This window comes from Ignavibacteriales bacterium (genome assembly GCA_016709155.1).
Lineage (GTDB): Bacteria > Bacteroidota > Ignavibacteria > Ignavibacteriales > Ignavibacteriaceae > JADJEI01.
In genome coordinates this window covers 1,546,031-1,571,748 of the sequence record JADJEI010000001.1, presented here as the reverse complement: position 1 = coordinate 1,571,748, position 25,718 = coordinate 1,546,031, and the positions used below count along the sequence as shown (strand labels likewise).

The window sequence follows — 25,718 nt, the reverse complement described above, 5'->3', positions numbered from 1 at the left end:
ACTTCAGCAGAATTTTCATATTTATAATTTAAAAATCAGCAGCTTAGTTTGAAATTTTCATGATGGTATTGTAAAAATATGCAGTAGCACTCTAAAGCTTCATAGCGGCATTGTTAAAATCTGCAATAGGGCTTTGAAGCTTCATGGCGGCATTGCGAAAATCTGCAATAGGGCATTGAAGCTTCATGGCGGTATTGCGAAAATCTGCAATAGGGCTTTGAAGCTTCATGGTGGCATTGTCAAAATCTGCAATAGGGTTCTGAAGCTTCAAGGTAATATTGTAAAAGTCTGCAAGCTAATTTGGCATAGTTAAGGCTAAATGGGCAGTGTGGTTTCGTCACTTGGGAAATAATGTTAAGATCAAAATTTTATAGAGAGAACTATTGCTGAAGTTTTAGATATTCTTTGCTTCGCGGATAATTCTATTTCGATAAGAGACTTTCGTGCGATCTTTAAATTTCTATATCAATTCCTACCGGACAATGGTCTGAGCCCATTACATCTTCGAGGATGAAAGCATTTTTTACATTCTGTTTAAAATTATATGATACAAAAAAGTAATCTATTCTCCAGCCGACATTTCTTTCGCGGGCACGCGTTACCATATCCCACCAGGAATATTGTTCCGGTTCGCTGCTGAACATTCTGAAAGTATCGTGATAACCATTCGAGAAAAATTTATCCATCCACTCCCTTTCGATTGGAAGGAAGCCTGAAGTTTTTTCGTTTTCTTTTGGCCGGGCAAGATCAATTTCTTTATGAGCTGTGTTTACATCCCCGCAGATAACAAGTTTCTTTCCTTTTTTTACAAGTTTATTTGAGTAATCGAGAAAGGCATCATAAAAATCCATTTTGTACTGCAACCGCTCAGCGCTTGCTTTACCGTTTGGATAGTAAATATTAATCAACATAAAATTTTTATACTCGGCGAGAATAATTCTGCCTTCATCATCAAACTTCGGTATTCCAAAACCATGTTCAACGTTAATTGGCTCCTCCTTCGTGTAGATAGCAACTCCGCTGTACCCCTTCTTAACTATCGAAGAAGAGAAATATGATTTATATCCATTAATATTTAAAAGTTCTTCGGATAATTGTTCGGGATGAGCTTTGGTTTCTTGAACACAAAGCATATCGGGATTTTCTTTTAACAACCATTCGATAAATCCTTTTTTCTGAACAGCCCTGATCCCGTTAACATTCCACGAAAGTAATTTTAATTTTGTCATAAAAATTTCTCTATAAAATTTTAATAATTAATTCACCGATAAAATAACCAACTGCTGCAACACCGAAGCCAACAACAAACATATCAAAGCCGCTTCGGAAAATCCCACGCCCTGTGAAAAAACTTCTTGCTGCACCAACTCCAAAATGTGCGAGCATTGAGATAATAAAAGAACTTATTATCGCTATTGAACCCTCCAGGAAAAAAAAAGGAAAGACAGGAATGAGAGCACCCACGGCAGTCGAAAGTCCGGTAACCCATCCTTCTTTAAATGGAGTAAATGGTTTGTTAATAATGCCGAGTTCTTCGCGCACTTTATCTTCGAGAACTTGTTCGGGATTTTTCATAGCTTCTACGGCACGTGCATGTGCTTCTTCGGAGTTCATTCCTTTTGATTCATAAATAAGTGCAAGTTCTTCAGTTTCTAATTCGGGCATGTGTTTAATTTCTTCAGCTTCCATTTTACGCTCATAATCAAAAACTTCTTTTTCACTTACCGCAGCCAAGTAACCTGACGAACCCATCGAAAGTGCATCTGCAGTTAAGCCGGCTATGCCGGAAATAAGAATAAGATGCGGTGCGGCACTAGCTCCGATTATGCCGGCAATCAAACCAAAGTTTGCAGTTAAACCATCATTAAAACCGTAAACAATATTTCGCAGTAAACCGCCCGAGTTAGAACTGTGCCAGGGTTCGGATTTGATCCCATCCGAACGCATAAGCCTATCTGCGTGTTCGGCTGAATCGCGTGCAAGGCGTAGTGCTATATTTTTTGTTATCCCGGCGGGACTTGAATTATATAAAGCAAGGTATGTTTTTACTTCCGCGGCTTCTTCTTTTAAAAGCATGTTTGTTAATAAACCCGGGCCAAATTTTTCAGAAAACCATGCCAGTAGTTTTGCTTTCGTAGATACAGATTCATAATTAGTTTTAATATTTTCCTTCTGAAGAAGGTCGCTCCACGCTTTGGCATGTTTGTCTTCGATTTCAGCAAGCTGTTTGTATATCTTAATTTTCTTTTCATCAGAAATTAAGCCGGCAAGTTTTCTGTACAAAAATGCTGCATCAACTTCATCGCGAAGGTGATGAAGCCAAAGAGATTTAGTTTTTTTGTCAATCATAGTTTGTGTAAAATTTGAACTTTCAAAATAGTAATCGCCAAACCTGCGTTACAAAAAATGTAATTGTAAAACCCATTGCAATCGGAAGTAGCGTAGAGATGACAGTCCATTTTATACTTTTAGTTTCTTTGTAAATGGTAAAGATGGTAGTTGAACAAGGATTATGTAGTAAACTGAAAATCATTAAATTAATTCCCGTTAATAAAGTCCATCCTCCAGCATGTAAAATTGATGCGGTATCTGTAACAGAATCGAGTTCAAACATTACTCCGCTATCACCGCCAATTCCTGAAATTGCAAGGTTTGCAACCGTTAACATTAAAACTGTTGGAATCACAATTTCATTTGCGGGAATTGCAATTATGTATGCAAGTAAAATTATTCCGTTTAACCCGAAGATAAATGCTACCGGATTTGACCAACTTATAAAATGATTTGCTACTGAAACTCCATCAATCATAATATTTGCAACTAACCAGATTACCATTCCGGCAGGAATAGCAAATACAATTGCACGCCACAAAACAAAAATTGTTCTATCAATTATAGAGCTATAAAGTGTATGCAGAATTCTTGGTGGTCTATAAGGCGGTAACTCTAAACTAAATGCTGATGCTTCGCCCTTTAATAAACTTTTTGATAATCCCCACGAAACAATTAAACTAAATCCAATTCCTAAAATTGCAATAAACACAACTGCTCCTGCTGATGCGATTCCTGCAAGATACGCTGGGGCAGCACCGCCAATAAAAATTGTCGCGATAAGAATTTGTGTGGGCCATCTTCCGTTGCATAAAGAAAAATTATTTGTAATGATTGCAATTAATCTTTCGCGCGGGGAATCAATAACTCTTGTTGCAACAACACCCGCAGCATTGCAGCCAAATCCCATTGTCATTGTTAATGCTTGTTTTCCGTGCGCACCAACTTTTTTATAAAGGGGGTCCATATTAAAAGCCACTCGCGGAAGGTAACCAAAATCTTCAAGCAAGGTATAGACAGGAAAAAATATTGCCATTGGCGGAAGCATTACACTTACAACCCACGCCATTGCAAGATAAGCGCCGTCAATCAATACCCCGCTTAACCACCATGGCATAAACGAAGCAGTAATAGTTTTTAAAATTGGATGCATCGTATCTACGAGTAAGTTTGCAATTAAACCTGAAGGAACATTTGCACCCTCTATTGTTATCCAGAAGACAACTGCAAGTATCAAAAACATAATTGGAAAACCGAGATACTTGCTTGTAAGTATTTTATCCAAAGTTCTATCTAGACTAAACGCGGGTTTCTTATCGGGAAAGCTTACAACTTTACTTGCAATGGAGGTGGCATTTTCATAAATGGATTCCATTAGAGTGTCGTGGAGATTTTCTCCCACATCCCAGCGCAACTTATTTGCCGTGGCTAAGATTGATTCTCGTTTTATGTTATCGTTATTCATATAATTCTTTTTTATTCATTTGTTCTTTGCGTCTTAACGATAAAGAAAAAATTTTGCCACAAAGGCACGAAGACACAAAGGTCTATAACACTAATCTTTTTATTCCGTCTTTAATAAGTACAACATTAAAGTTTATTAAGTAACCAAGTCGCTTTTTTGTAAGTTTTAAATGACTGTGTACTTGAGCTGTCCATACTGGATTTACTTGTTCAATTGCTTTTGTTTCTACAATTACCAAATCTTGCACTAATAAATCTAATCTTAGCCCTTCATCAAACTGAATCCCATCATACACAATCGGAATATCTACTTGCCTTTTTACATTTAAACCTGTTTTTTGGATCTCATGTGTTAACGCAATTTCATAAATTTTTTCTAGTAAGCCAGGTCCCAATTCTTTATGAACTTTAAATGCTGCATTAACAATAATTTTTCCAATTCGTTCTTCTTCATCTGATAAAGGAATCATATTTTCATCCCTTCGTGTCTTTGTGCCTTTGTGGCTATTATTTTCTTACTAATTTTCAGAATTAGATACTTCAATAGATTCTTCTTTTTTTAGATTTCCTAAATCACCGCTGCGAATAGCATCAATAATACTTTGATCGCCTTCAAGTAATCTTAATGCCACCCATCGCAGATTTGGTAAGCCGGGAAATTCTAATTCTATTTCTTCACTTAATGTTTCTATGGCAAAGTTTAATTCACTTTGATTGGTTTTTAACCTGTACGGCTTACAAACATATTTCCCTGCTGTGACATCATTAACAGCATTAAGCAGTTCATTCATCCCTTCACCCCGCCTTGCGGATGTTGGAATAACAGGAATTCCCAATTCTTTTGCTAAGGTTCTATCATCAATTTCAATCCCATTTCTACGTGCCTCATCCATAAGATTAAGACATAATACCGCACGATCAGTGATTTCTAAAATTTGCAATACGAGATTTAGATTTCTTTCGATCCGAGTTGCATCAACAACTATTACCGTAACATCCGGCTGCCCGAATAAAATAAAATCACGTGCAACTTCTTCATCTGTACTTGTAGAAAGAAGTGAGTACGTTCCCGGTAAATCAACAAGCTTAAATTTTTTTTCACCATATTCAAAGCCACCTTCAGCACGTGTAACAGTTTTCCCGGGCCAGTTGCCTGTATGCTGTCTTAACCCAGTTAGATAATTAAATACAGTACTTTTACCGGTGTTTGGATTACCCGCAAGAGCAACAACAAAATCAAAACTGCTCATATCGATACCAAGCTTTTTAAGGTTGCCCATATTGTGGATGGGACAATTTGCACAATTATTTAAATCAACACCAGCCATTTTTATTTTTCTTCTTCATTTAATAAATAAATTTTATCTGTCTGCTGTTTCCGCAAGGCTACAGTTGTTCCGCGAACGTTGTATGCCACAGGATCACCAGAAAAACTTTCGAGTTCTGCTTCTATTTTTGTTCCCGGCACAATTCCTAAATCCATTAATCTTCTTCGCTGCTGACCGCGAAGTGCTTTTGCTATTCCTAGGATAGTTCCTTCCTCTCCTATTTTTAGTGATGAAAGAGTTTTAAATTTTCCTTCAATTTGTTTTTCAAACTTTAATATCCCAACTGTGATATTTTTAGCGATCAGAGGAGAGAGGATACATTCTTCACCGTTTGCAACAAACTTTATACGCTTATCCGAATGTTCGATCATTCGAATCTGCATTCCAGGAAACAATCCTTCGGCAAGTATCTGACTGTAAATTGAGTGTGGTTCGTCCTCAATGTGAATTATATTTCCAAACTCACCGACTTTCATTTCAGTCAAAGGCTTTCCTTTTTTTTCGGGAATATCACCAGAAGCCGATGGAATAGGATCGCCGTGCGGATCGAATACGGGATTACCAATTCGCGCTGCAAGTTGATTAGCTTGCTCAGTTGTTAGGGTGTGTTCTAATTCTTCTGCCTTCAGATGCCACTCGTCTTCTTTTACACTTGTTTCATCAGCAAGATATTTTTCCCACAAACGATGGACGCGGACAATACGAAGTGCGTATGATCTGCCGTCAGAAGTTAATTCAAGCTCATCTTTTTTGGCGGAAACAAGTCCCATTGACTCGAGTCTTGAGATTATATCTGCAGCATCATCTGCCGAAATAGAAAGATTGCCTGCAATACTATTTAGCGTGCAATTAGTTCGGTTGTACTCGCAGTTGTAGAGATATTTTAAAGCATCTTCAATTAAAATTTTTTTGTTTGCGTATTTAGACTTTTTCCAAACCGCTATAATACCTTTGTTGGGGTAGAACAGTATCACAAAAATTAATGTTACCAGAATTCCAATAATTAAAAGCACCAAGGGTTCATTCATTCATTACCTATTTTATTTTTTCAACAAAAATGTTTGAAGCAATTTTGTTACTAAGATTTATTTCTTTGCTCTCTATTTTAATCAATACCGAACCGTCGTATTCGAGTTTGTCTTTAACAACGATTTTTTTGCCAAGGGTAATTCCAATTTTTGTCACATACGATAATAAATTTTTTACGTCGTCATTAACACGGATCACATTTGCCGAATCATTTTCTTTTAATTCCGTTATAGCAATAACAGATTTTGATTTTTTTATCTTACCATTCTTATCTGGAATCGGATAGCCATGCGGATCAACTTCGGGAAATTTTAAAAATTCTTCTAAAAGATTTATCAAATCATCTGAAGAAGAGTGCTCAAGTTTTTCAGCTTCATCGTGAACTTTATCCCAGGGCATTCCTAAAGTCTGATGAAGAAACACTTCCCAAATCCTGTGACGGCGAAGCATGTTTTTAGCATAAGATTCGCCTTGGGATGTTAGTTTTATACTTTTATATTTTTGGTAATCTACAAAACCATCACGTGATAGTTTACGCAGCATATCAGTTACCGCAGCATTTGAAATCTCAAGTTTTGATGCAAGCAAATTCGGTTTTATTTCTCCTGCATCATTGAGATTCCGATAAATTGCCGTTAAGTAATCTTCTTGTGAAATATTATCCATTTAAGTTATTCTAATTATATTTTTAAGGACGCTTAAAAATATACTTTAGTATAATTGGAAGCAAGGATAAAAATTGGCAGTTGTAATAGGAATTCCCGGCAGCATGTCAAAGGAGGTGACATAAAATTATTTTGCTGCTTACGCTGTGTCTGTTTTGTGTTTCTCCGAATGATAATTCAGCTCCAAGTTCCACAGAAAAACACAGACTAATTTTAGGATTCAATTCCTTTTCTTGACAAAACCCCCTCCTGGTAATAATGTTTGATCTCCTTCATTTCAGTGACAAGATCAGCTTTTTCTAATAGTTTGTCGGGACAATATCTGCCGGTTAAAATCAGTTCAACATTATCGGGTTTCATTTTCATAAAAGTAAGAATTTCTTCATCGCTGAATAAACCAAAATAGATTGACACACAAACTTCATCAAGAATTATAACATCATATTTTTTACTGATCATTTTTGCCCTTGCTTTAGCTAATCCAAGTTTAGCTTTGTCCAATTCAATTTTGCCCGGCATTTGTTTTTTATAAACAAAATCATCGCCGCCGAATTGCTCGACAGTTATCCATTCACTAAAGTACTTTAAACTGTTTAGTTCGCTATAGGGAAATTCTTTCATGAACTGTGCGATATAAGTTTTCAGACCATTTCCTGCGGCACGAACAGCAAGTCCAATTGCGGCAGTAGATTTGCCCTTTCCATTCCCGGTGTAAATTTGAATAAATCCTTTTTCAAGCGGCATAATTATTATAATTTTTTTTATACCAATTATCATAAAAATCTTAATGATAACAAAAAATATCTCTATATTTAAGCAACAATAAATTACATAGAGGGTTATTTATGTCAGTATTTCAATTATTGCTATTAATTATAATAGCAGGTATTACAGGTTCGATTGCTAAGTTATTAACAGGTTTCAGCAGAGGCGGGTGTATTATATCAGTGCTTGTAGGATTCATTGGAGCTGCACTGGGTAATTGGATTGCCTCAGTATTTGAACTGCCGGAGTTTTTTACCTTAGATTTAGCTGGAAGAAATTTTCAGTTTATCTGGGCAATAATCGGAGCCGTTATTTTCACTACTGTCTTGAGTGTGTTGACGGGTAAGAAAGGTTAATGGCTTTTTATTCTCTGCATTGTTAAAGTTTTATTATTAATAATTAAACCTTAATAGTATATTTTTTCAGTACATATTAATCAGCAACGAATTTAGGCAGGAGTAAAATAATTATCTGATTTTAGTTCGTCTAAAATTAGCGGCAGAATTTTCCCGGATTCACCAATAAATGTATAGTTAACAATTGAACTTATTTCTGTTGGTTCAATATTAATTTCAATTAAATAGGCTCCGGTTCTTTGTGCTGTAAATACTAAACCGGCGGCAGGATAAACTGCGGCGGAGGTTCCAACAACGAAAAATACATCGCCGCTCGAAGCGGCTTTTTCAGCACCATCAAACTGATCTTGAGGAAGCATTTCACCGAACCAAACAACATCGGGTCTGATCATCCCGCCGCATTCGCAATGAGGAATTCCTGCTGAGAAATCAAGCTCTTCCGTAAAAGGTTTCTTGCAAACCGAACAGTAATTTCGTTCGATGTTTCCGTGAAGTTCAAAAATATTTTTACTTCCCGCTCTTCGATGAAGGTTATCAATGTTCTGTGTAATTACAGTAACTTTTGAAAAATATTTTTGCAATTCTGCTATTGCAAGATGTCCTGCATTTGGTTTCGTGTTATGAATAATTTGTTTGCGGTGATTGTACCATTCCCACACAAGGTCGGGGTTTTTCAGAAAAGCATCAAAACTTGCAAGCTCTTCAGGTCTTAGTTTATTCCAGATTCCATCTTTACCGCGGAAAGTCGGAATACCACTTTCGGCTGATATTCCGGCTCCCGTAAAAAAAATTACTGATTGAGCCTCCTTAAGAATATTAATTACTTCCTTAGAAATTTCAATATTCAACTTATAATTCTTTTAGCAGTTGTTTAGCTTCGCTTAAAAACTTATCATCGTCCTCATCTTTCTTTGGACTGTTGATAAGTTTATTCAAAACCTCTTTAGCTTTGTCATCCTGACCATCTTCAATATAAGCCTTGCCGAGATCGAGATAAAACATTCTGAAGTTTGGATAAAGCTCGGTAGATTTTTTTAATTCCTTAATTCCAATTTCAAGGTCAGCCCAACCAAGTCCAAGCACAGCTCGGGCGGGTGCCCATTTTTCGCTGACTTTTGCGTGGGTTCTACCAAGCACATAATGAGCGAGTGACTGAACATAATTACCGCCATTGCCAAGTTTAATAGCTTTTTCACAATCTTCTTTTACCTGGGTAACAATTCCACCCACTGAAAAAACTCCTTTGAATAAGGCAATTCGTCCATTGGCAACTGCTCTTCGGATATAAGTAATAGACTGATCGGGCGCAAGCTTCACCGAACTTTCTGCATAACTCAATGATTTTTGATAGAACGCAAGCTGAGCATCTTTTTGCTCGTCAGTTTTTTCAGGCATATGTTCGCCAATATCAATATAGGCGCGGCTGATCCTCCATTTAACTTCCCATTGATCAGGAAACATTTTATCCGCTTTCAAATATGTATCCAGTGCTTTCTGATTATTAAATTCCTCGGTAAACTTATCCCCATCCCTTAAAAGTTCATCCAATGATTGAGCATTTAATAAATTGTTTGATAAGATTAGACAAACAATTATAAAAAAAAGAAACAGAGATTTAGAATAGTTAAGCATTACGATCCTTTCATTTAGTCGAAAAGAGTTTTGTTTTGATCTACCTCTTGTGAGGAAGAAATCCCGTGATTATAAAGTTCTGTCGAAATAAGACTAAGATATTTTGTCCAGCCTGTGGGAGTTTTGATTTCACTTAAAGCATTTTTATAAGCATTCACTTTTGCACTTAATTCATCTGCTTGATAAAGGGCGATTGCCTCAAGAGTTTTTGGTACAACGGGGGTGGCAAATTCCAACTTTCCTTGATGACTTAATACAAGATGAATTAGACAATCTTTCAAATCTTTTGGAAAGTCTTTTATTCCATCTGCTGTTTTATCAATCAGCATTGCAGAGATAACAATGTGCCCGAGTAATCTTCCTTTTGTTGTATAATCGAAACCCGATTCGAATGACAATTCTTCTGTCTTTCCGAAATCGTGCAGCATCGCACCGGTGATAAGAAGATCACGATTGAGTTCAGAGTGAATCTCGCACATCAAATCGCATATACGAATTATTTCCAGCGTATGTTCAAGAAGTCCGTGAATATAACTGTGATGCCACGATTTACCTGCCGGTGCGTAAGAAAATTTTTTAAATCTTTCTTCATTGAAAATAGATTGAAGAAGCGCTTTCAAATATTTGTTTTCGATTTTATTTATTCTTGCATCGAACTCATTTTTCATCTCATCAAAATTTCTTTTTGATAGCGGAAGAAAATCTACAGCGGAAATTCCGGCATCTGCACGGGCTGGCAATATTGAATTAACTTTAAGCTGGGGTGTCCCCTGATAATCATCAATAGTTCCTTTGATCTTTACAACAGATCCTGCGCTAATTATAGAAGAAACAGAATCAACATTATCCCAGATATTTGCACTTATGTAACCACTCGCATCTGAAAGTTCAAGATACAAATATTCTTTATTTGCTTTGGTCAGCCTTGTTTCAATTTTCTTTACTAAAAGAAAATGATTTACAGCCTCGCCCTTATTCAGCGTTTTAAGTTCAGTTTGGTTCAGCATTTTTTAAATAATATCTACTTGATAATTCTTCTTCCAATAGAATAATAAGTAAACCCAAGATCTTTCATTTTATCGAGATCATAAAGATTTCTTCCATCAAAGATTAATGGATTTTTTAGTTTTGATTTAATTATTTCAAAATCCGGAGTCCTAAATTCATTCCACTCAGTGACAATCAGTAAAGCATCAGCTTTGTCAAGTGTTTCGTAAGAAGTTTTAGCATAGGTGATTGCATCACCGATAACAGCCTGTGTCGTGGTTTTTGCCTCAGGATCATAAGCCGAAATTGTTGCCCCAGCCTTTTTAAGCATTTGAATAAGTTGTATTGAAGGCGCTTCGCGCACGTCATCAGTGTTTGGCTTAAATGCTAATCCCCACAGAGCAAAATGTTTTCCTTTTAGCGAGCCAAAATGATTAGCAATTTTATTATAAAATAATTTTATTTGGTTAGCATTTACTTCAACAACTGATTTGAGAATTTTAAAGTCATAATTATTTTCATTTGCAGTATTTACCAATGCGATAACGTCTTTTGGAAAACATGAACCGCCGTAACCAACGCCGGGGAAAAGAAATCTCTTCCCGATTCTTGAATCAGAACCCATTCCGATACGAACCTTTTCCACTTCGGCTCCGGTAAGTTCACATAGATTAGCTATTTCGTTCATAAAAGAAATTTTGGCTGCAAGAAATGAATTAGCAGCATACTTAGTCATCTCAGCCGACTTCTCGTCCATAAAATAAATTGGGTTGCCGCTTCTTACAAATGGTTCGTAAAGCAGATCTATTAACTCTCTTGTTTTTTCATTACATGTTCCAATAACAACTCTTTCCGGCTTCATAAAATCTTCAACAGCCATACCCTCCCGCAAAAATTCCGGGTTACTTGCAACATCAAATTCAAAATCCGGGGCGTGTTTTTTAACAAGTGATCTAACTTTTTCACTTGTACCAACCGGGACAGTACTTTTATCAACAAGCACTTTAAATCCAATGTTTGGTTCAGCTTTGAAAAATTTTCCGAGATCTTCGGCAACACCGAGTACATATTTAAGATCTGCAGCTCCATCCCCTCCCTGAGGAGTAGGCAGGCATAAAAAGATAATAGAAGAATGCCTGACTGCATCGTGCAGGTCACTCGTAAAACTTAATCTGCCATTTTTAATATTTCTTTCAAATAAAATATCAAGCCCCGGTTCGTAAATCGGAACCTTGCCGGATTTCATCATCTTTATTTTTTTTAGATCAATATCTACACACGCTACATTATTGCCTGTTTCTGCAAAACAAGTGCCTGTGACTAAACCAACATATCCGGTGCCAATAACCGCAATATTCAAAATTACCTCCGATTATTTATTGATTAAATGAGTTCAAATTCTATTATTTTTTTAAGAACTTCTGAAAGATAAAGATTTATTTGTCAAAATTTTCAGAAGTGCTTTGAACAATTTTATGTGCAGCGGGAGAGCAATCCCTTAGTAATCAATTTGCGGAAAGTTCATTGATGAGAGTTTCATTTAATTTATTTATTAATTCAGTATAATTGAATAAATCTTTTATAACACAAATTATACCGGCAGTTTTATAATGGGCAATCAATTCATCCGAAATTAATTCTGCCAGAACAATAATGGGGATCGCGAAATTTCTTTCATTTTTTCTTATCTCCTGAATTAATTGCAGCCCATTCATAAGTGGAAGATCATGATTAATAATTATTAAACGGGGAATCTTTTCCTTAATCAAATCAAGTCCCAAATAACCATTATCAGCACAGATTAAAGAGTAAGTTGGAAAGTTTGATGATATGATTTCTCTCATATTATCCAGCGAAGATAAATCATCATTAATGATGAGAATAGTTTCTTTCGATCTTGGCATTGTTACGTGAAATTCACTGCCTTTATTCTGTTCTGAGAAATACCATATCTGACCACCAAGTTTTTCAATAATTTCTTTAACGAGAGTTAAGCCCAGCCCGGTTCCTTTTTCACCCTTAGTTCCTTCTACTGAAAATAATCTATCAATCTTAAAAAGTTTAAGCTTGTGTATATCAGAAATCCCCACACCGTCATCTTTTACCGAAAGCTCAGCAAACTTTTCATCATAAACCCCGGCGTTTACTTCCACGGTTTGATTTTCGTGCGAATATTTTATTGCATTGCTTAACAAGCCAAGCACTGCCTGAACCAATAATCTTTCGTCGGCATCAACGTATAGGTTGCTTTCAACATTTACCTTAATGTCAATGTTCTTTCTAACAGCATTTCCTGTTAAAAAAGAAACACAATTGAAAACAACACTCTGCAATTGAATTCGTTGTATATCGGGTTTCGTTTTGTTCATTTGCAAACGTGACCATTCCAGCATATAATTTATGAGTTGAAGCTGGTTTTGCGATGACTGATTTATGTAACTAAGATATTCGTTTTTATCAGCTTCGCTAAGATGAGTTTCGTTAAGCAGTATTTCGGAAAAGCCAAGAATGCTTGTAAACGGTGCGCGAAGGTCGTGCGATAAAATTGATATAAATCCATCTTTAGCATGAATGCTTGCACGGAGTTCATTGATGTAAGAACTCATTTTATCAAGCTGTTCAACATATTCAGTAACATTTCTCGAGCAGCAGTAGCAGCTTATTATTTTGCCATTCTTATCTCTTGCTGCTTTTACGGTTTCACTCAGCCACAATATTCTTTTATCTTTTGTCCGAATTTTATATTGAATGACTAAATCATTTGAAGAATCAGAGTTAAAAAACTTGTTGAACTCACTTTTTACTGCGGAATAATATTCTTGCATTACAATTAAATTATTTTTAAAGTGAGGAGTTCTTAGTTCATCAGGAGCATAACCAGTGATAAAAAGAAAATTATCTGAATAGAAAATTTTCTCACCTTCAGAATCAAATTTGATAAGCCAATTAAATTGATCGGAGGGGTTATTTAACAGCGATTTTAATTCTTCAGAAGTTATGTGGTTATTATTCAATATTGTATGCGGTTCCATACTAAAACCGAATTTAGTATTTGCTGTAAAATAGAAAATTTTAATTTGTTGAATTATTTACAGTGAAATATAAGAAATTCAAAAGTAAAATTATTGAGCTCAATCAAATCTATATTGAATCTTTCTTCATAAGTTGAATTAAAAAATAAAATTATCATGACAAAATACTTTATCATAATAGTACTCATTTTTCTCCACCAAAATTTTCTAGATGCACAGACTGAAACTTCCAGCATTTACGGTCGAATTCTCGACCGCATTACTCAACAGCCTGTAATCGGAGCCAATGTAATAATTCTCGAAACAAATTTCGGTGCTGCCGCCGATATTTATGGCAATTATAGAATTGAAAATATTCCTCCGGGCACTTACCAACTGCGGGCTTCATCGGTTGGTTTTTCGTCTATTACAAAAACCAGCGTGATTTTGATGAGCGCAAAACCGGTGCAGGTTGATTTTCAACTTCAAGAGCAAGTGATTGAAATAGGCGGAGTAATTATTACCAGCGATTACTTCAATAACGATCCATACGAAGTAAACAGTATCCGAAAATTTAATTACGAAGAGATCAGAAGAAGCCCCGGCGGCTTCGAAGATGTGATTCGTGCTTTATCAATCCTACCGGGTGTTGCGCAAGCTGATGCCGGAAGAAATGATTTGATAGTTCGCGGCGGCGCTCCATCCGAAAATCTTTATATTATTGACGGACTCGAAATTCCAAACATAAATCATTTTGGTACGCAGGGGGCAACTGGCGGACCTTTAAGTTATATCAATCTTGATTTTGTAAAAGAAACTTCATTCTCAACGGGGGGATTCTCTTCGCTTTACGGTGACAAACTTTCTTCCGTGCTTAGCATTGATTTACGAAACGGACGCAACGACAGATTCGGCGGCAAAGCTACTATCTCTGCCTCTCAATTTGGTTTGAATCTCGAAGGTCCTATTTCCGAAAACTCTGATTTTATTTTTTCGGTCAGGAGAAGTTATCTCGATTTTATTTTTAAAGCCGCGGGTTTTGGTTTTGTACCGGAGTATTATGATCTCTTATCAAAATATAATTTTAAAATAGATGGAAAGAACTCAATTTCATTTTTGTTTGTCGGCGCTTATGACAATGTAAAATATTTTAACGATACCGAGGATCAACGTTATGATAACAGCCGAATACTTGGCAGCGATCAAAAACAATATTTTACAAATCTTAAGTACAGAAATATTTTTTATAACGGGTTTATTGACATCAATTATGGAAGGAGTTATACAAGTTTCGATACATCTCAGCGTGATTCGTTACTAAATCCTATTTTTAAAAACATTGCCGAAGAAGAAGAAAACTCACTAAAGTCCGATCTAACAATAAAATTTTCAAAACAGTTTGAAATTAATGCGGGGATGGGGTTTAAAGTTATCAGGGTTAAAAATGATATACTGTTCCCGGCTTTCATTACAACTTTTGGGGACACTCTGCCCGTTAATCAATCTTTAACGGACAATCACTTTAATAAATTCAGCAGTTATTTTAATCTTCATTCAGTTTTCTCTGAAAGACTAACTACTAACGTTGGTGCAAGAATAGATTATTTTAATCCATTAGCGAAAGCAACAGTTCTCACACCAAGATTTTCTCTTTCATATCAAATAACAGAATTGACAAGCATAAATTTTAGTGCCGGCACATACAGTCAGGCGCCTTCTTATGTATGGTTTGCGTATTCACCTAACAAACGAAAATTAAACTACATAAAAAATAATCAGTTTGTTATTGGAACTGAACATCGCATTTCTGAAGACACTCAAGTTAAAATTGAAGGATTCTATAAAGAGTATAAAGATTATTCCGCAAGTGAGCTGAGAGAATATCTTGTACTCGCAAATACCGGGGCGGGTTATTCAGGCTCCGATGATAATTTCTCAGCATTCGGTTTAGAGCCATTAGTTAGTTCGGGAACAGGAACAGCAAGGGGAGTGGAATTTTCTGCTCAGAAAAAACTTTCCGATACGCCATTCTATGGGGTGTTGAGCTTAACATACAGCAAGGCTGATTTTATTCCGCTTGACGGAATAAGCAGAACAGGCAGTTACGACCAAACGTGGATATTTAATTTCAGCGGGGGTTATAATTTTAATGATGAATGGGAAGCGAGTATTAAGTTCAGATACTCAACAGGAAAACCATACACCCCCTACAATACAGATGGAACACAAAGTATAAATAACTTTAATTCACTTCGGCTTCCCGATAATCACAGTCTCGATTTACGTGTTGACCGAAGATGGAATTTTATCGGTTGGACTTTAATCACTTACATAGATATTCAAAATATTTATAACAGAAAGAACATCAGCGGCATTCGGTGGGATTTCCGTGAAATGAAAGTTGATGATTCCGCCTCCATTGGAATCTTACCCTCGATTGGAATCAGTGCAGAGTTTTAGCGGAGAATGATTTTTACTACACCGAAGTGGTTTATTGATAGACAGGATATGGCATTAATCAAAACTGCGTTACTCCAAATTAATTATCTTGAAGAGACTTCTGAGATATTCATATTATCATTCCCGTGCAAACGGAAATCCATTGGTTTTATATTAGGTCCCCGCTTTTGTGAAAAGGAGCAAATACCAAAAGAGAATACTTGTTCTGTAGGGAAAAAATTGGATGAAATACGAGAAAAAACCTCCGAAGGAAATACCATCGGAGGTTTCAATTTACATACGAAAAGTCTATTTCAATCTTGCGTTTAAAACCAATGTTGGTCCTGTTAATGCTTTTGATACAGGACAGCCTGTTTTTGTTTTTTCGGCGTGTGATAAAAATGTTGCGGAGTCAATGCCTTCAACATCGCCAACCGTATCAAGTTCAACTTTTGTAATTGTAAAACCGGATTCTAATTTTTCTAAATATACTTTCGCTTCGGTTTTAATTGAATTGACTTTAAATCCGGCACCGGAAATAGAATTAGCAAGTGCCATTGAAAAACACGCTGAATGAGCGGCTCCAATTAATTCTTCGGGATTAGTTTCTGTGCCTGTTTCAAATCTTGAAACAAAATTATAAGCAGTGTTTTCCAACAAACCGCTTTCAGTGTTGATAGCGCCCTTGCCTGTTTTCAGGTCGCCCTTCCATTCTGCATTAGCTTTTCTAATTGACATAATTATTCTCCTTATTAATAAATTGATAGAAATGATAAATAGATTAAATTCTAAAATCAATTTAAGAAAATCCTTTTTAGCGGGGAATATTATTTCTTTATTAATTCTGAATTAGCACTTAAAATTTAAGTCCTGATAAGCATAGAATGATTAATTTTGAATAGAAAAAATGAGATTAAAAAAAATTACTGACAGGGTGAACTAATGAAAATCAAAATCCAAATTATTTCAATTTTAATTCAATTAATTTTTATACAAATAACTCCTGCACAAGAAAATTCAAAACCAAAGCTTGTGGTTGGAATTGTGGTTGATCAAATGAGGTATGAATATCTATCACGCTTCAATCAATTTTATGGTAACGATGGATTTAAAAGACTAATGCATGAAGGATCAAATTTTACTTTTGCCCATTATAATTATGATTTCACAAGCACCGGTCCGGGACACGCTTCAATTTATACCGGAACTGTTCCATTTTATCACGGCGTAATCGCAAATGATTTTTATGATAAACAGAAAAAGAAAATAGCCAACTGTGTTGAAGATAATAATTACAACAATGTGGGCAGCGATGATAAGGGAGGAGGGAAGTCGCCTAAGTATTTATTGTCTACAACTATAACTGATCAGTTAAAGTTATTCACAAATGGAAGATCAAAAGTAATTTCTGTTTCATTGAAAGATCGCGGAGCCATTTTACCCGGCGGGCATTTGGCTGATGGTGTTTATTGGTATGACGAGAAGACAGGCGATTTTATTACTTCATCCTATTATATGTCCTCGCTGCCGCAGTGGGTAGAAGATTTTAACAAAAGAAAATTAGTTGAAAAATATTTATCTGAAAATTGGAATTTATTGCTTCCCCCTAAAAATTATTTAATCAATCCGCCGGATAACTCCGAATATGAAAAAGACCGATTTAAAGAAAATAAAACTTCATTCCCGCATTCGTTTAATAACTTAAATGGCGAAGAACTTTATCAGGAATTTCAAAATACACCATCCGGGGATCAGATTCTTATTGATTTGATTAAAGCTGCTTTACAAAATGAAAAACTTGGACTTGGAAAAGAAACTGATTTTCTTGCAATCAGCTTTTCTGCAACTGATCATATAGGGCACGAGTATGGCACATACTCTTACGAAATGATGGATGCTTTTATCAGACTTGACCAACAAATTATGGAATTGTTAAATACTCTTGATCAGCAAGTGGGTATGGGAAATTATCTTCTATTCTTAACTACCGATCATGCGGCTCTTGAAACCCCCGCCTACCTTCGGGATATTAGAATTCCAACCGGAGAAATTAATTATAAGCACACTTTGGATTCTCTAAAATCTTTTTCATTGAGGGAATGGGGAGATGAAAAATTAATCGCAAGTTTTTCAAATAAGCAAATATTTTTTGACAGAGACCTGATCAAAAAACAAAATCTTGATATTCATGAAATAGAAAGAGTATTTGTAGATTATTTACGAGATACTTTCCCGCAAATTCAATCTATCTTTTCAAGGGATGATTTAGAAAAAATGAATGCCTCACGTCAGTCAAACAATTTTTTACTGAATGGATTTAATCCTACAAAATCAGGTGATGTGATTTTTAATTTACTGCCCGGTTACCTAATAAACTTTCAGGAAAAAGGCACACAGCATGGAAGTCAGTATGCTTATGACACGCATGTGCCAATGATATTTTACGGCTGGCATGTTCCCGCTCAGACGAATAACGAATCTGTTTTTATAGTTGATATTGCAGCTACTATCTGTAATTTATTAAACATAACTGAGCCAAGTGCCTGCATTGGAATTCCAATTATCCGGTAAATTTTTAGATTTTTATTTCGATAATTACTCTGGATAGTATTCAGTCTTTATTCTAAGAAAAAACTTTTTTTTTCTCTGGATTTTTGAGTAATAATTTTTTATTGTACAATCAAGATTTTTAACATTAGTTCAAAAACAATTTTATGAGCCTTTTATGAAAAAAATCAAGACAGGATTTTTTATAGCATCGGTTTTATTGATGCTTGCGCTGCCATTAAACTTTGAAGTTTATTCACAGGGCAGATCTTCTTCTACAAAACCTACTTCATCGGGGCACGAATATTATTATGAAAATTATGACAAGCACAGTACTTCAAACTTAGATGCAGCCGATAATGCGAACAATCATTACATTAATAAAAATGATTACAGTGAGTATCACCGAAATCGTAATGACACTTACTCTGATAGACGAAACGAAGTAACAAACCGAAACGACAACTATCGTAAAAATTATGGCGATAATTATTTTGAAATTGATAAGTCGGGAAAAACTCTGTGGGATGGAAAACATTGGAGTTACACTGATTTTCCATTAAAGGTTTATGTCCCCAAAAGCAATTCAAAATATTTCAAGTCGAAATTCAGTAAGTACATTTCTTATGCTCTAAAAGTTTGGGAAAAATCCGACAGCAGAATATCATTTCAGGAAGTTAGTTCGAAAAAGAATGCTGATATCGTGATTACATTCGTCGAAAACCTTATGAAAAAGTATGAGGAAAATTATTTAGGACTAACTGATTATGAAATGGGAAGGCAAAAAGAAATTGAAGAATCAACCATTGAAATAAGTTTACTTAAGTTCAATAATGAAATTGTTTCAGATGGCGAAGTGAAAGCTACCATTGTTCACGAGCTTGGTCATTCTTTAGGGCTGGGGCATAGTAATGACGAAAATGATATTATGTACCCGTACATAAATCCGGATTCCTCTCCCGAAATGAATTATGCTGATTTATCTTCGGCGGATAAAAACTCGATTAAATCGTTGATGGATTTTGTTGGAAATGTTGAATATTCATACGGACGATAGGTTATTTTAATAGTGAAATAATCGCATCGTTTAGGTATTCCACAGGAATTAATTTTGCAGAAAAATTATTCTGAAGAGATTTGTGATTTGAAAGAGGCAAAATAATTTTTGAAAATCCAAGTTTTTGTGCTTCCTGAATTCTTTTTTCAATATTACCAACACTTCGCACTTCTCCCCCCAAGCCAATTTCACCGATAAGAATTGTTTGATTATCAACAACTTTATCGAACAAACTTGAAGCTATGCTAACACAAACAGCAAGATCAATCGCCGGTTCCGCAACTCTGATCCCACCTGCAATATTTACGAACACATTATTTGCAGATGCTCTTACCCCTGCCCGTTTCTCAAGAACGGCAAGCAATATCGCTAATCTTTTCTGATCGAATCCATTCGAAACACGCTGCGGATAGCCGTAATTGGACGGAGTGACAAGTGCCTGCACTTCAAGCAGGATGGGGCGGGTGCCTTCAATACTTGAAGTAACAACCGAGCCGGGAATTTGTTTTCCTCTCTCACTTAAGAAAAGCGCACTTGGGTTTGATACTTCGCGCAATCCCTCTTCTATCATTTCAAATACACCAATTTCATTTGTACTGCCAAACCTGTTTTTCTGCGCACGTAAAATCCTGAAAGAATGATTTGATTCACCTTCAAACTGAAGAACTGTATCTACAATGTGTTCAAGAATTTTGGGCCCGGCAATCATTCCATCTTTTGTTACATGCCCGATGATGATAACGGAGTAATGATTTTTCTTTGCCTCCTCCATAAGCATTGCAGTACATTCACGAATCTGAGTTATCGTACCGGCAGAATTTTCTAATTCATTTCTATAAGTAGTTTGAATTGAATCAATCACAACGACGGCTGGTGCAATTTCTTTGATGGCTCCAAGTATATTTGACAGCTCTGTTTCTGCCTGCACATAAAAATTATCCGAATTTATTTTTAATCTTGCCGAGCGCAACTTGATTTGCTTTTCAGATTCTTCTCCGGTTACGTATAAAACTTTTTGCCGAATTTTAGCGGCTGCCTGCATGGCGAGAGTTGATTTTCCAATTCCGGGATCGCCACCAAGAAGAATAATACTGCCCGGCATTATACCCCCGCCAAGTACCCTGTCAAACTCAGAAATATTAGTTAAAATTCTTTCATCTTCATTTGCAGAAATATCAGAAATATTATTGACCACATATTTTGATTTAGAAATGTTCGGTTTGCGCAATCCAGATTCTATTATCTCTTCGGTGAAGCTGTTCCATTTATCACATTCGGGACATTTGCCAATCCACCGCAGAGATTCATAACCGCAGTTTGAACAAATATATTTTATTTTTGTCTTTGACATAATTTTAGCTAAAATCTTTTTTAAATGTTTTTATGATATTCTTTACTTTCATCTTTTACAAATTGTACAAGTGCTTTTAAATTTTCAGGGTCAACATCGGGAAGAATACCATGACCAAGATTAAAAACGTGACCACTCCCTTTTCCAAATGAATTTAAAACTTTTCGCGCTTCTTCTCTAATAAAATTATGATTTGCGTAAAGCACGGTTGGATCCAGATTTCCTTGCAGTGCAACTAAGTGCCCCACTTTTTGCCTAGCTGCGCCCAAATCCATTGTCCAATCGAGTCCAAGTACATTTGCACCGCTTGCGGCTATTTTATCTAAATTATGATGGACACCTTTTGCAAAGAATATCACCGGCTCATCATTTCTTTTCAATTGAGAAATTATTTTAGTTACATAACGCAGTGAAAATTCCAGATAATCACTTTGTGAAAGTACCCCTCCCCAGGTATCAAAAATTTGAACTGCGTTACAGCCGGATTCAATTTTTGCTGAAAGGTAGTCTGCTATTATGTCAGCAAGCATTTCCAAAATTGAATGCGCTAGTTTTGGATTATTGTAAATTAGTTTTTTCACTTCAACAAAATTCTTTGAGCCTTTTCCTTCAACCATGTAAGTAAGTAATGTCCACGGTGAACCGCTGAATCCAATTAATGGTACGCGGTTGTTCAATTCTTTTTTGCTTAGTTCAACAGCATCGAGCACATATTTTAATTTATCTGCAGGATCAAAACGTTTTAATTTTTTGAAGTCATCGTTATTTCTAATCGGGTGATGAAAGACGGGACCCCTGCCTTCATGCATTTCAAGATGCATTCCCATAGCTTCGGGAATAATGAGTATGTCTGAAAAAATAATTGCTGCATCAACACCAATAATATCAACCGGCTGCAAAGTAACTTGGGCTGCAAGTTCGGGAGTTTTACACATTGTTAAAAAATCTGCTTTGGCTCGAATAGCACGGTACTCCGGTAAGTACCGCCCTGCCTGACGCATAACCCAGATTGGCGTTCGTTCGATTGGCTGCATTTTACAAGCGCGTAAGAATAAATCATTTATAATATTTGACAAAAGTTTTCCTTTTTAATTTATGAAAAATAATTTGCGACAGCAGTCATTAATCCATCCATCGAATGAACTTGCGGCATGATCGACACCTTAACACTTCTTTCCTCAATCGCTTTTTTTGTTGTTGGACCGATTGCAGCAACAATTTTCCCCGAAAAATAATTTCCAGGATCTTCAATATTCAGAAGAATTAAAAAATTTTCGAATGTTGATGGACTTGTAAAAATAAAAATGTCAACAGCAGTTTTTATTAATAACGAACGTACTTCCTCAAATTCCAAATCAGTTGGTGCGATCGTTCTGTAAATATCAACCGCAGTAATTTCAGTTCCTAATAATTTAAGTTGAGTAATTATCTCTTTTCTACCGATAGAAGATCGAGGGTACAAAACTTTTCTGCCGGCTAAAACAGTTTTATATTTATTTATAATACCTTCAGAAGAGAAATCATCCGGGATAAAATTAACATTTATTCCAAGCTGTTCACAAGCAGTTTTAGTTTTATTGCCTACACAAATTACCTGTGCGTATTTGAAATCTTTTTTCTTTTTAATTTCTAAAATTCTTGAGTAAAATATTTTTACAGCATTTGCCGAGGTAAAAATGATAAAGTCAAAATTTTTTATTGAGTTAATTACGTGGTCAACCTCTGTCCATTCCGAAGGAGGTAAAATTTTTATTGTCGGAAAGGAAATGACTTGAGCACCGAGCTGTGTTAATCTTTCTGATAATTCAAATGATTGATCAAGTGCGCGGCAGATGACCACCTTTTTATTTTTCAGCGGCAGCATATCAAGTAAATACAATTACTGCATGTAGTGATCTCAATTAATTTTCCAATCATTTCGTGCCAGCACTTCACCGGAATTTGGATCAATAATGAGTTCACGCCCATTGCCTTTGTAGCCATCGTCATATTTTAATTCATAAAAAGTAGCAAGTACATGCCAGGTGTAACGATTATATTTTACATCCCAAACAAAGCCGACTTTCCAATCCTTTACCCCATCCTCAAGTTTATCTTCTGCTGCAATTTCTCTGGCTCTATCTTCATCAATGTTAAACTGGCAAGATTCGGGCGAAAGTAAATATTCGGGGATACCTATTATTTCCCGTTTCGCATTAATATTTCCGAGTGTATCAATTGAAAAGTGAATCAGGTTGTCAACGAATGGCTTATCAGGAATAAAAAAACGATAAACCATTTCATAATATGGCGAGACAAATTTTGTTTGGTAAAAATCCGGTGAAATATAATTCTTGAAAAAATCTTCTCCCGTTTTTGCAGTAATGAAAGCATTTGCTTTTTGTAATATTTCTAATGGGACAACTGCTTCCTCCTGTTGTCCGCATTTGCTGCAAGAGCAAGAGATTAGAACTATGGATAACAAAATAGATAAAAGTAAAAATGAAAATATTCTGAGATAACTTTTATAATTTTTCATAATTAATTCCTTACTGTTAAATAAACTTCGTCTAATATTTTTTTAGCACCAGCCTTCAATAAATCTCTTGCAAGCGATTGACCCAATTTTTCAGGATTAAATTTGCTTCCGCGAATTTTCTTTCTAAAAGTCAATGAACCATCCAGCGAGCCAACGAGTGCGTCAAGATATAAGCCGCTCGATTTTACTTCGGCAAAAGCTCCAATAGGAACCTGGCAGCCGCCCTCAAGAGTTTTTAGAAGTGCACGTTCGGCAGCTACTGCGATGTAAGTGTTTTCGTCATGAAGGGGTAGTAATATCTCATTTATTCTAAAGTTATCTTTGCGTGTTTCTAATCCTAAAGCACCTTGTCCAACAGCGGGAAGAATATCTTTTGTACTGATTATTGAAGAAATATATCTGCTTAATTTTAGTCTTTCAACACCTGCCCGGGCAAGTATAATTGCGTCCCAATCCGAATCTATAAATTTCTGAATTCTGGAAGGAACATTCCCTCTAAGTTCAACAATTCGAATATCCGGACGAATGTGTAAAAGTTGGCATCGGCGCCGCAATGATCCTGTTGCTACAATGGCACCCTCCTTCAAATTATGAATTGTAATGCCTTTCTTTCGTGCGACTAAAACATCTTCAACCGGATGTCGTTTTGTAACACAGGTTAGTTGAAGTTTGTCCGGTAAGATCGTCTGAAGATCTTTCAGACTATGAACAGCTAAGTCAATATTGCCATTCTGCAGTTCAACTTCAAGTTCTTTTGTGAAAAGAGATTTATCACCAATTTTGGAAAGAGCGACGTTGAGGATTTTATCGCCCTTTGTTTTGATTATTTTAATTTCAACATCAACGAAGCGATTATTTTTCTCCAAAGACGATTTAATAAATTTTGCCTGCCATAAAGCAAGTTCACTTCCTCTTGAGCCTATGATTATTTTCTTCTTCACTTATTTTCTTCTTTATCTATTTTATTTGTTGTATGATCAATTCCAAATAATTCGCGGATCAAATTAATTTTTTCCACAACTTGATTTGAATTTTGTTCTTCACCCGCAGCTTTGCGAAGTGCAATTGTGGGGTGATGCAGTAATTTATTAATTATTCTTTTGGTGATTATTTCAAATTTTTCTTTATCGGCTTCAGAAAATTTATTTATATTTTTTTCTACTTCTTCTGCCCTTACAGCTTCAAAATAATCATGAAGGTCTTTTATAGTCGGTGCCGCTTGAAGCGAGTTGAACCAATTAAAAAAGTTCTCTGTTTCTTCTTCAATTATTTTTTGAACTTTTGGGATCTCATTTTTACGCTTAGCAAGATTTTGATCAACAATAATATTTAACGAATCAATATCATGATAAAATACATAATCAATTTTTTTGCAATCGGGATCAATATCTCTTGGGATAGCGACATCTGCAATTACAAGCGAAGCATAATTTCTTTTTTTCATAGCGGCATTAATATCGCTTCTTGTCAGGATAAAGTTGTCAGAACTCGTTGCACTGATGATGATATCACAAAGGTGCAGATGCTGCTTAAAGTCTTCGAACCTAATTGGTTTGCCGCGTAATTCATCGGCTAATTTTTCGGCTTTTTCAAATGTCCTGTTTGTAATTAACAGCTTGCCTATATTTCTGTCCACAAGATGTCGCGCTGCCAGTTCGCCTGTTTCGCTGGCACCAATAACAATTGCAGTTTTTTTAGAAAGTGATGAAAATATTTTTTCGATAAGCTGAACTGCGGCGAAACTAATAGTTACAGCACCTTCGCTGATAGCTGTTTCGGTGATTGCTCGTTTACCAACGCGTAAGGCAGAATCAAAAAGTTTTTTCATTAATGTTCCGGTAAACTTTTGTTCTTCGGCAATTTGAAAAGAATCTTTCACTTGTTTGAAAATCTGATTATCACCGATTAGAAGCGAATCTATTCCGCAAGCCACACTAAATAAATGTTTAACAGAATCACGGGCAAAGAAATTCTGAAAATTTTCTGCCCCGGATATTTTATCACTTTTAAATTCGACTAAAAGTTTTTGAATATCAGTGTGGGAAAAATTATTTTCTGATGGAACTCCGTATATTTCTGTACGGTTACAGGTAGAAATAATTAGTCCTTCCCCAAGTAAACCTTCTTTATATTTCGAAATAAGATAACTCACTTCATCCTTGCTGAGATGAAGAGATTCTCTCAGTTCAACTGGTGCTGTCCGATGATTTATTGAAACAGAAAATAGATTCATTGAGG

At 35.8% G+C, this 25,718-nt stretch carries 25 protein-coding genes; 4 read left to right on the top strand and 21 right to left on the bottom strand.

What is annotated here, in order from left to right:
* Positions 1-91 precede the first annotated feature (91 nt).
* The 9 genes from IPH11_07575 to IPH11_07535 all read right to left on the bottom strand — a co-directional run bounded on the left by IPH11_07575 (position 92) and on the right by IPH11_07535 (position 7,561).
* Entirely contained in the window at positions 92-271 is a 180-nt protein-coding gene (locus tag IPH11_07575; protein ID MBK6913518.1) for a hypothetical protein, read from the bottom strand.
* Between the two features lie 181 nt (positions 272-452).
* Positions 453-1,229 (bottom strand): exodeoxyribonuclease III, encoded by a 777-nt coding sequence (gene xth / locus IPH11_07570; GenBank protein MBK6913517.1) that lies wholly within the window; start codon positions 1,227-1,229, stop codon positions 453-455.
* Between the two features lie 10 nt (positions 1,230-1,239).
* Positions 1,240-2,349 (bottom strand): VIT1/CCC1 transporter family protein, encoded by a 1,110-nt coding sequence (locus tag IPH11_07565; GenBank protein ID MBK6913516.1) that lies wholly within the window; start codon positions 2,347-2,349, stop codon positions 1,240-1,242.
* Positions 2,350-2,371: 22 nt separating this feature from the next.
* The gene (locus tag IPH11_07560; GenBank protein ID MBK6913515.1) at positions 2,372-3,796 is read right to left on the bottom strand and encodes a ferrous iron transporter B; all 1,425 of its coding nucleotides are present in this window, start codon (positions 3,794-3,796) and stop codon (positions 2,372-2,374) included.
* 82 nt (positions 3,797-3,878) lie between these two features.
* A complete protein-coding gene (locus tag IPH11_07555) occupies positions 3,879-4,265 on the bottom strand; it encodes a GxxExxY protein (GenBank protein MBK6913514.1) in 387 nt (128 codons plus the stop codon).
* A 48-nt stretch (positions 4,266-4,313) separates the two neighbouring features.
* Positions 4,314-5,123: a 50S ribosome-binding GTPase gene (locus tag IPH11_07550; protein ID MBK6913513.1), complete on the bottom strand. Its 810-nt coding sequence runs from the start codon at positions 5,121-5,123 to the stop codon at positions 4,314-4,316.
* 2 nt (positions 5,124-5,125) lie between these two features.
* Entirely contained in the window at positions 5,126-6,151 is a 1,026-nt protein-coding gene (locus tag IPH11_07545; protein MBK6913512.1) for a metal-dependent transcriptional regulator, read from the bottom strand.
* Between the two features lie 7 nt (positions 6,152-6,158).
* Entirely contained in the window at positions 6,159-6,818 is a 660-nt protein-coding gene (locus IPH11_07540; protein MBK6913511.1) for a metal-dependent transcriptional regulator, read from the bottom strand.
* 212 nt (positions 6,819-7,030) lie between these two features.
* A complete protein-coding gene (locus IPH11_07535; protein ID MBK6913510.1) occupies positions 7,031-7,561 on the bottom strand; it encodes a cob(I)yrinic acid a,c-diamide adenosyltransferase in 531 nt (176 codons plus the stop codon).
* A gap of 101 nt (positions 7,562-7,662) precedes the next feature.
* On the opposite strand from IPH11_07535, the gene IPH11_07530 reads away from it, so the two are divergent.
* Complete coding sequence (locus IPH11_07530) at positions 7,663-7,938, top strand: GlsB/YeaQ/YmgE family stress response membrane protein (protein MBK6913509.1); 276 nt, start codon at positions 7,663-7,665, stop codon at positions 7,936-7,938.
* Between the two features lie 92 nt (positions 7,939-8,030).
* On the opposite strand, the gene IPH11_07525 is transcribed toward IPH11_07530, so the two are convergent.
* The 5 genes from IPH11_07525 to IPH11_07505 form a co-directional block, all read right to left on the bottom strand.
* A complete protein-coding gene (locus IPH11_07525; protein ID MBK6913508.1) occupies positions 8,031-8,774 on the bottom strand; it encodes an NAD-dependent deacylase in 744 nt (247 codons plus the stop codon).
* A 13-nt stretch (positions 8,775-8,787) separates the two neighbouring features.
* Positions 8,788-9,549: a hypothetical protein gene (locus IPH11_07520; protein MBK6913507.1), complete on the bottom strand. Its 762-nt coding sequence runs from the start codon at positions 9,547-9,549 to the stop codon at positions 8,788-8,790.
* Between the two features lie 35 nt (positions 9,550-9,584).
* Positions 9,585-10,577: an HD domain-containing protein gene (locus IPH11_07515; protein ID MBK6913506.1), complete on the bottom strand. Its 993-nt coding sequence runs from the start codon at positions 10,575-10,577 to the stop codon at positions 9,585-9,587.
* 14 nt (positions 10,578-10,591) lie between these two features.
* On the bottom strand, positions 10,592-11,917 hold the full coding sequence (locus tag IPH11_07510; GenBank protein MBK6913505.1) for a UDP-glucose/GDP-mannose dehydrogenase family protein: 1,326 nt from the start codon (positions 11,915-11,917) through the stop codon (positions 10,592-10,594).
* A gap of 145 nt (positions 11,918-12,062) precedes the next feature.
* Entirely contained in the window at positions 12,063-13,589 is a 1,527-nt protein-coding gene (locus tag IPH11_07505; GenBank protein ID MBK6913504.1) for a response regulator, read from the bottom strand.
* Positions 13,590-13,745: 156 nt separating this feature from the next.
* Here IPH11_07505 and IPH11_07500 point away from each other — a divergent pair, with 156 nt between their 5' ends.
* Positions 13,746-16,028: a TonB-dependent receptor gene (locus IPH11_07500; GenBank protein MBK6913503.1), complete on the top strand. Its 2,283-nt coding sequence runs from the start codon at positions 13,746-13,748 to the stop codon at positions 16,026-16,028.
* 288 nt (positions 16,029-16,316) lie between these two features.
* Here the strand turns inward: IPH11_07500 and IPH11_07495 are convergent, their stop codons facing one another.
* A complete protein-coding gene (locus tag IPH11_07495) occupies positions 16,317-16,745 on the bottom strand; it encodes an OsmC family protein (GenBank protein ID MBK6913502.1) in 429 nt (142 codons plus the stop codon).
* 204 nt (positions 16,746-16,949) lie between these two features.
* Between IPH11_07495 and IPH11_07490 the strand changes: the two genes are divergently transcribed.
* Both IPH11_07490 and IPH11_07485 read left to right on the top strand, forming a co-directional pair.
* Positions 16,950-18,578 (top strand): alkaline phosphatase family protein, encoded by a 1,629-nt coding sequence (locus tag IPH11_07490; GenBank protein ID MBK6913501.1) that lies wholly within the window; start codon positions 16,950-16,952, stop codon positions 18,576-18,578.
* 154 nt (positions 18,579-18,732) lie between these two features.
* Complete coding sequence (locus IPH11_07485) at positions 18,733-19,611, top strand: matrixin family metalloprotease (protein ID MBK6913500.1); 879 nt, start codon at positions 18,733-18,735, stop codon at positions 19,609-19,611.
* 1 nt (position 19,612) lies between these two features.
* Here the strand turns inward: IPH11_07485 and radA are convergent, their stop codons facing one another.
* Genes radA through IPH11_07455 form a run of 6 tightly spaced genes read right to left on the bottom strand, consistent with a single transcriptional unit; the run spans position 19,613 to position 25,713 of the window.
* Positions 19,613-20,962, bottom strand: coding sequence for a DNA repair protein RadA (gene radA / locus IPH11_07480; GenBank protein ID MBK6913499.1), 1,350 nt, complete (start codon positions 20,960-20,962; stop codon positions 19,613-19,615).
* A 20-nt stretch (positions 20,963-20,982) separates the two neighbouring features.
* Positions 20,983-22,038, bottom strand: a complete 1,056-nt coding sequence (locus tag IPH11_07475) for a uroporphyrinogen decarboxylase (protein ID MBK6913498.1) — start codon at positions 22,036-22,038, stop codon at positions 20,983-20,985.
* A 17-nt stretch (positions 22,039-22,055) separates the two neighbouring features.
* On the bottom strand, positions 22,056-22,826 hold the full coding sequence (locus tag IPH11_07470; GenBank protein MBK6913497.1) for a uroporphyrinogen-III synthase: 771 nt from the start codon (positions 22,824-22,826) through the stop codon (positions 22,056-22,058).
* A gap of 33 nt (positions 22,827-22,859) precedes the next feature.
* Positions 22,860-23,480, bottom strand: coding sequence for a hypothetical protein (locus IPH11_07465; protein ID MBK6913496.1), 621 nt, complete (start codon positions 23,478-23,480; stop codon positions 22,860-22,862).
* A 2-nt stretch (positions 23,481-23,482) separates the two neighbouring features.
* Positions 23,483-24,421, bottom strand: a complete 939-nt coding sequence (gene hemC / locus IPH11_07460; protein ID MBK6913495.1) for a hydroxymethylbilane synthase — start codon at positions 24,419-24,421, stop codon at positions 23,483-23,485.
* The gene (locus IPH11_07455; protein MBK6913494.1) at positions 24,418-25,713 is read right to left on the bottom strand and encodes a glutamyl-tRNA reductase; all 1,296 of its coding nucleotides are present in this window, start codon (positions 25,711-25,713) and stop codon (positions 24,418-24,420) included. Before IPH11_07455 ends, hemC begins: the two co-directional genes overlap by 4 nt.
* Positions 25,714-25,718: the final 5 nt, after the last annotated feature.

Bases quoted from the DNA above. Each gene is read 5' to 3' on its own strand.
- xth (MBK6913517.1), bottom strand. From the start codon at position 1,229: ATGACAAAATTAAAATTACTTTCGTGGAATGTTAACGGGATCAGGGCT.
- IPH11_07565 (MBK6913516.1), bottom strand. From the start codon at position 2,349: ATGATTGACAAAAAAACTAAATCTCTTTGGCTTCATCACCTTCGCGAT.
- IPH11_07560 (MBK6913515.1), bottom strand. From the start codon at position 3,796: ATGAATAACGATAACATAAAACGAGAATCAATCTTAGCCACGGCAAAT.
- IPH11_07555 (MBK6913514.1), bottom strand. From the start codon at position 4,265: ATGATTCCTTTATCAGATGAAGAAGAACGAATTGGAAAAATTATTGTT.
- IPH11_07550 (MBK6913513.1), bottom strand. From the start codon at position 5,123: ATGGCTGGTGTTGATTTAAATAATTGTGCAAATTGTCCCATCCACAAT.
- IPH11_07545 (MBK6913512.1), bottom strand. From the start codon at position 6,151: ATGAATGAACCCTTGGTGCTTTTAATTATTGGAATTCTGGTAACATTA.
- IPH11_07540 (MBK6913511.1), bottom strand. From the start codon at position 6,818: ATGGATAATATTTCACAAGAAGATTACTTAACGGCAATTTATCGGAAT.
- IPH11_07535 (MBK6913510.1), bottom strand. From the start codon at position 7,561: ATGCCGCTTGAAAAAGGATTTATTCAAATTTACACCGGGAATGGAAAG.
- IPH11_07530 (MBK6913509.1), top strand. From the start codon at position 7,663: ATGTCAGTATTTCAATTATTGCTATTAATTATAATAGCAGGTATTACA.
- IPH11_07515 (MBK6913506.1), bottom strand. From the start codon at position 10,577: ATGCTGAACCAAACTGAACTTAAAACGCTGAATAAGGGCGAGGCTGTA.
- IPH11_07505 (MBK6913504.1), bottom strand. From the start codon at position 13,589: ATGGAACCGCATACAATATTGAATAATAACCACATAACTTCTGAAGAA.
- IPH11_07500 (MBK6913503.1), top strand. From the start codon at position 13,746: ATGACAAAATACTTTATCATAATAGTACTCATTTTTCTCCACCAAAAT.
- IPH11_07495 (MBK6913502.1), bottom strand. From the start codon at position 16,745: ATGTCAATTAGAAAAGCTAATGCAGAATGGAAGGGCGACCTGAAAACA.
- IPH11_07490 (MBK6913501.1), top strand. From the start codon at position 16,950: ATGAAAATCAAAATCCAAATTATTTCAATTTTAATTCAATTAATTTTT.
- IPH11_07485 (MBK6913500.1), top strand. From the start codon at position 18,733: ATGAAAAAAATCAAGACAGGATTTTTTATAGCATCGGTTTTATTGATG.
- radA (MBK6913499.1), bottom strand. From the start codon at position 20,962: ATGTCAAAGACAAAAATAAAATATATTTGTTCAAACTGCGGTTATGAA.
- IPH11_07470 (MBK6913497.1), bottom strand. From the start codon at position 22,826: ATGCTGCCGCTGAAAAATAAAAAGGTGGTCATCTGCCGCGCACTTGAT.
- IPH11_07465 (MBK6913496.1), bottom strand. From the start codon at position 23,480: ATGAAAAATTATAAAAGTTATCTCAGAATATTTTCATTTTTACTTTTA.
- IPH11_07455 (MBK6913494.1), bottom strand. From the start codon at position 25,713: ATGAATCTATTTTCTGTTTCAATAAATCATCGGACAGCACCAGTTGAA.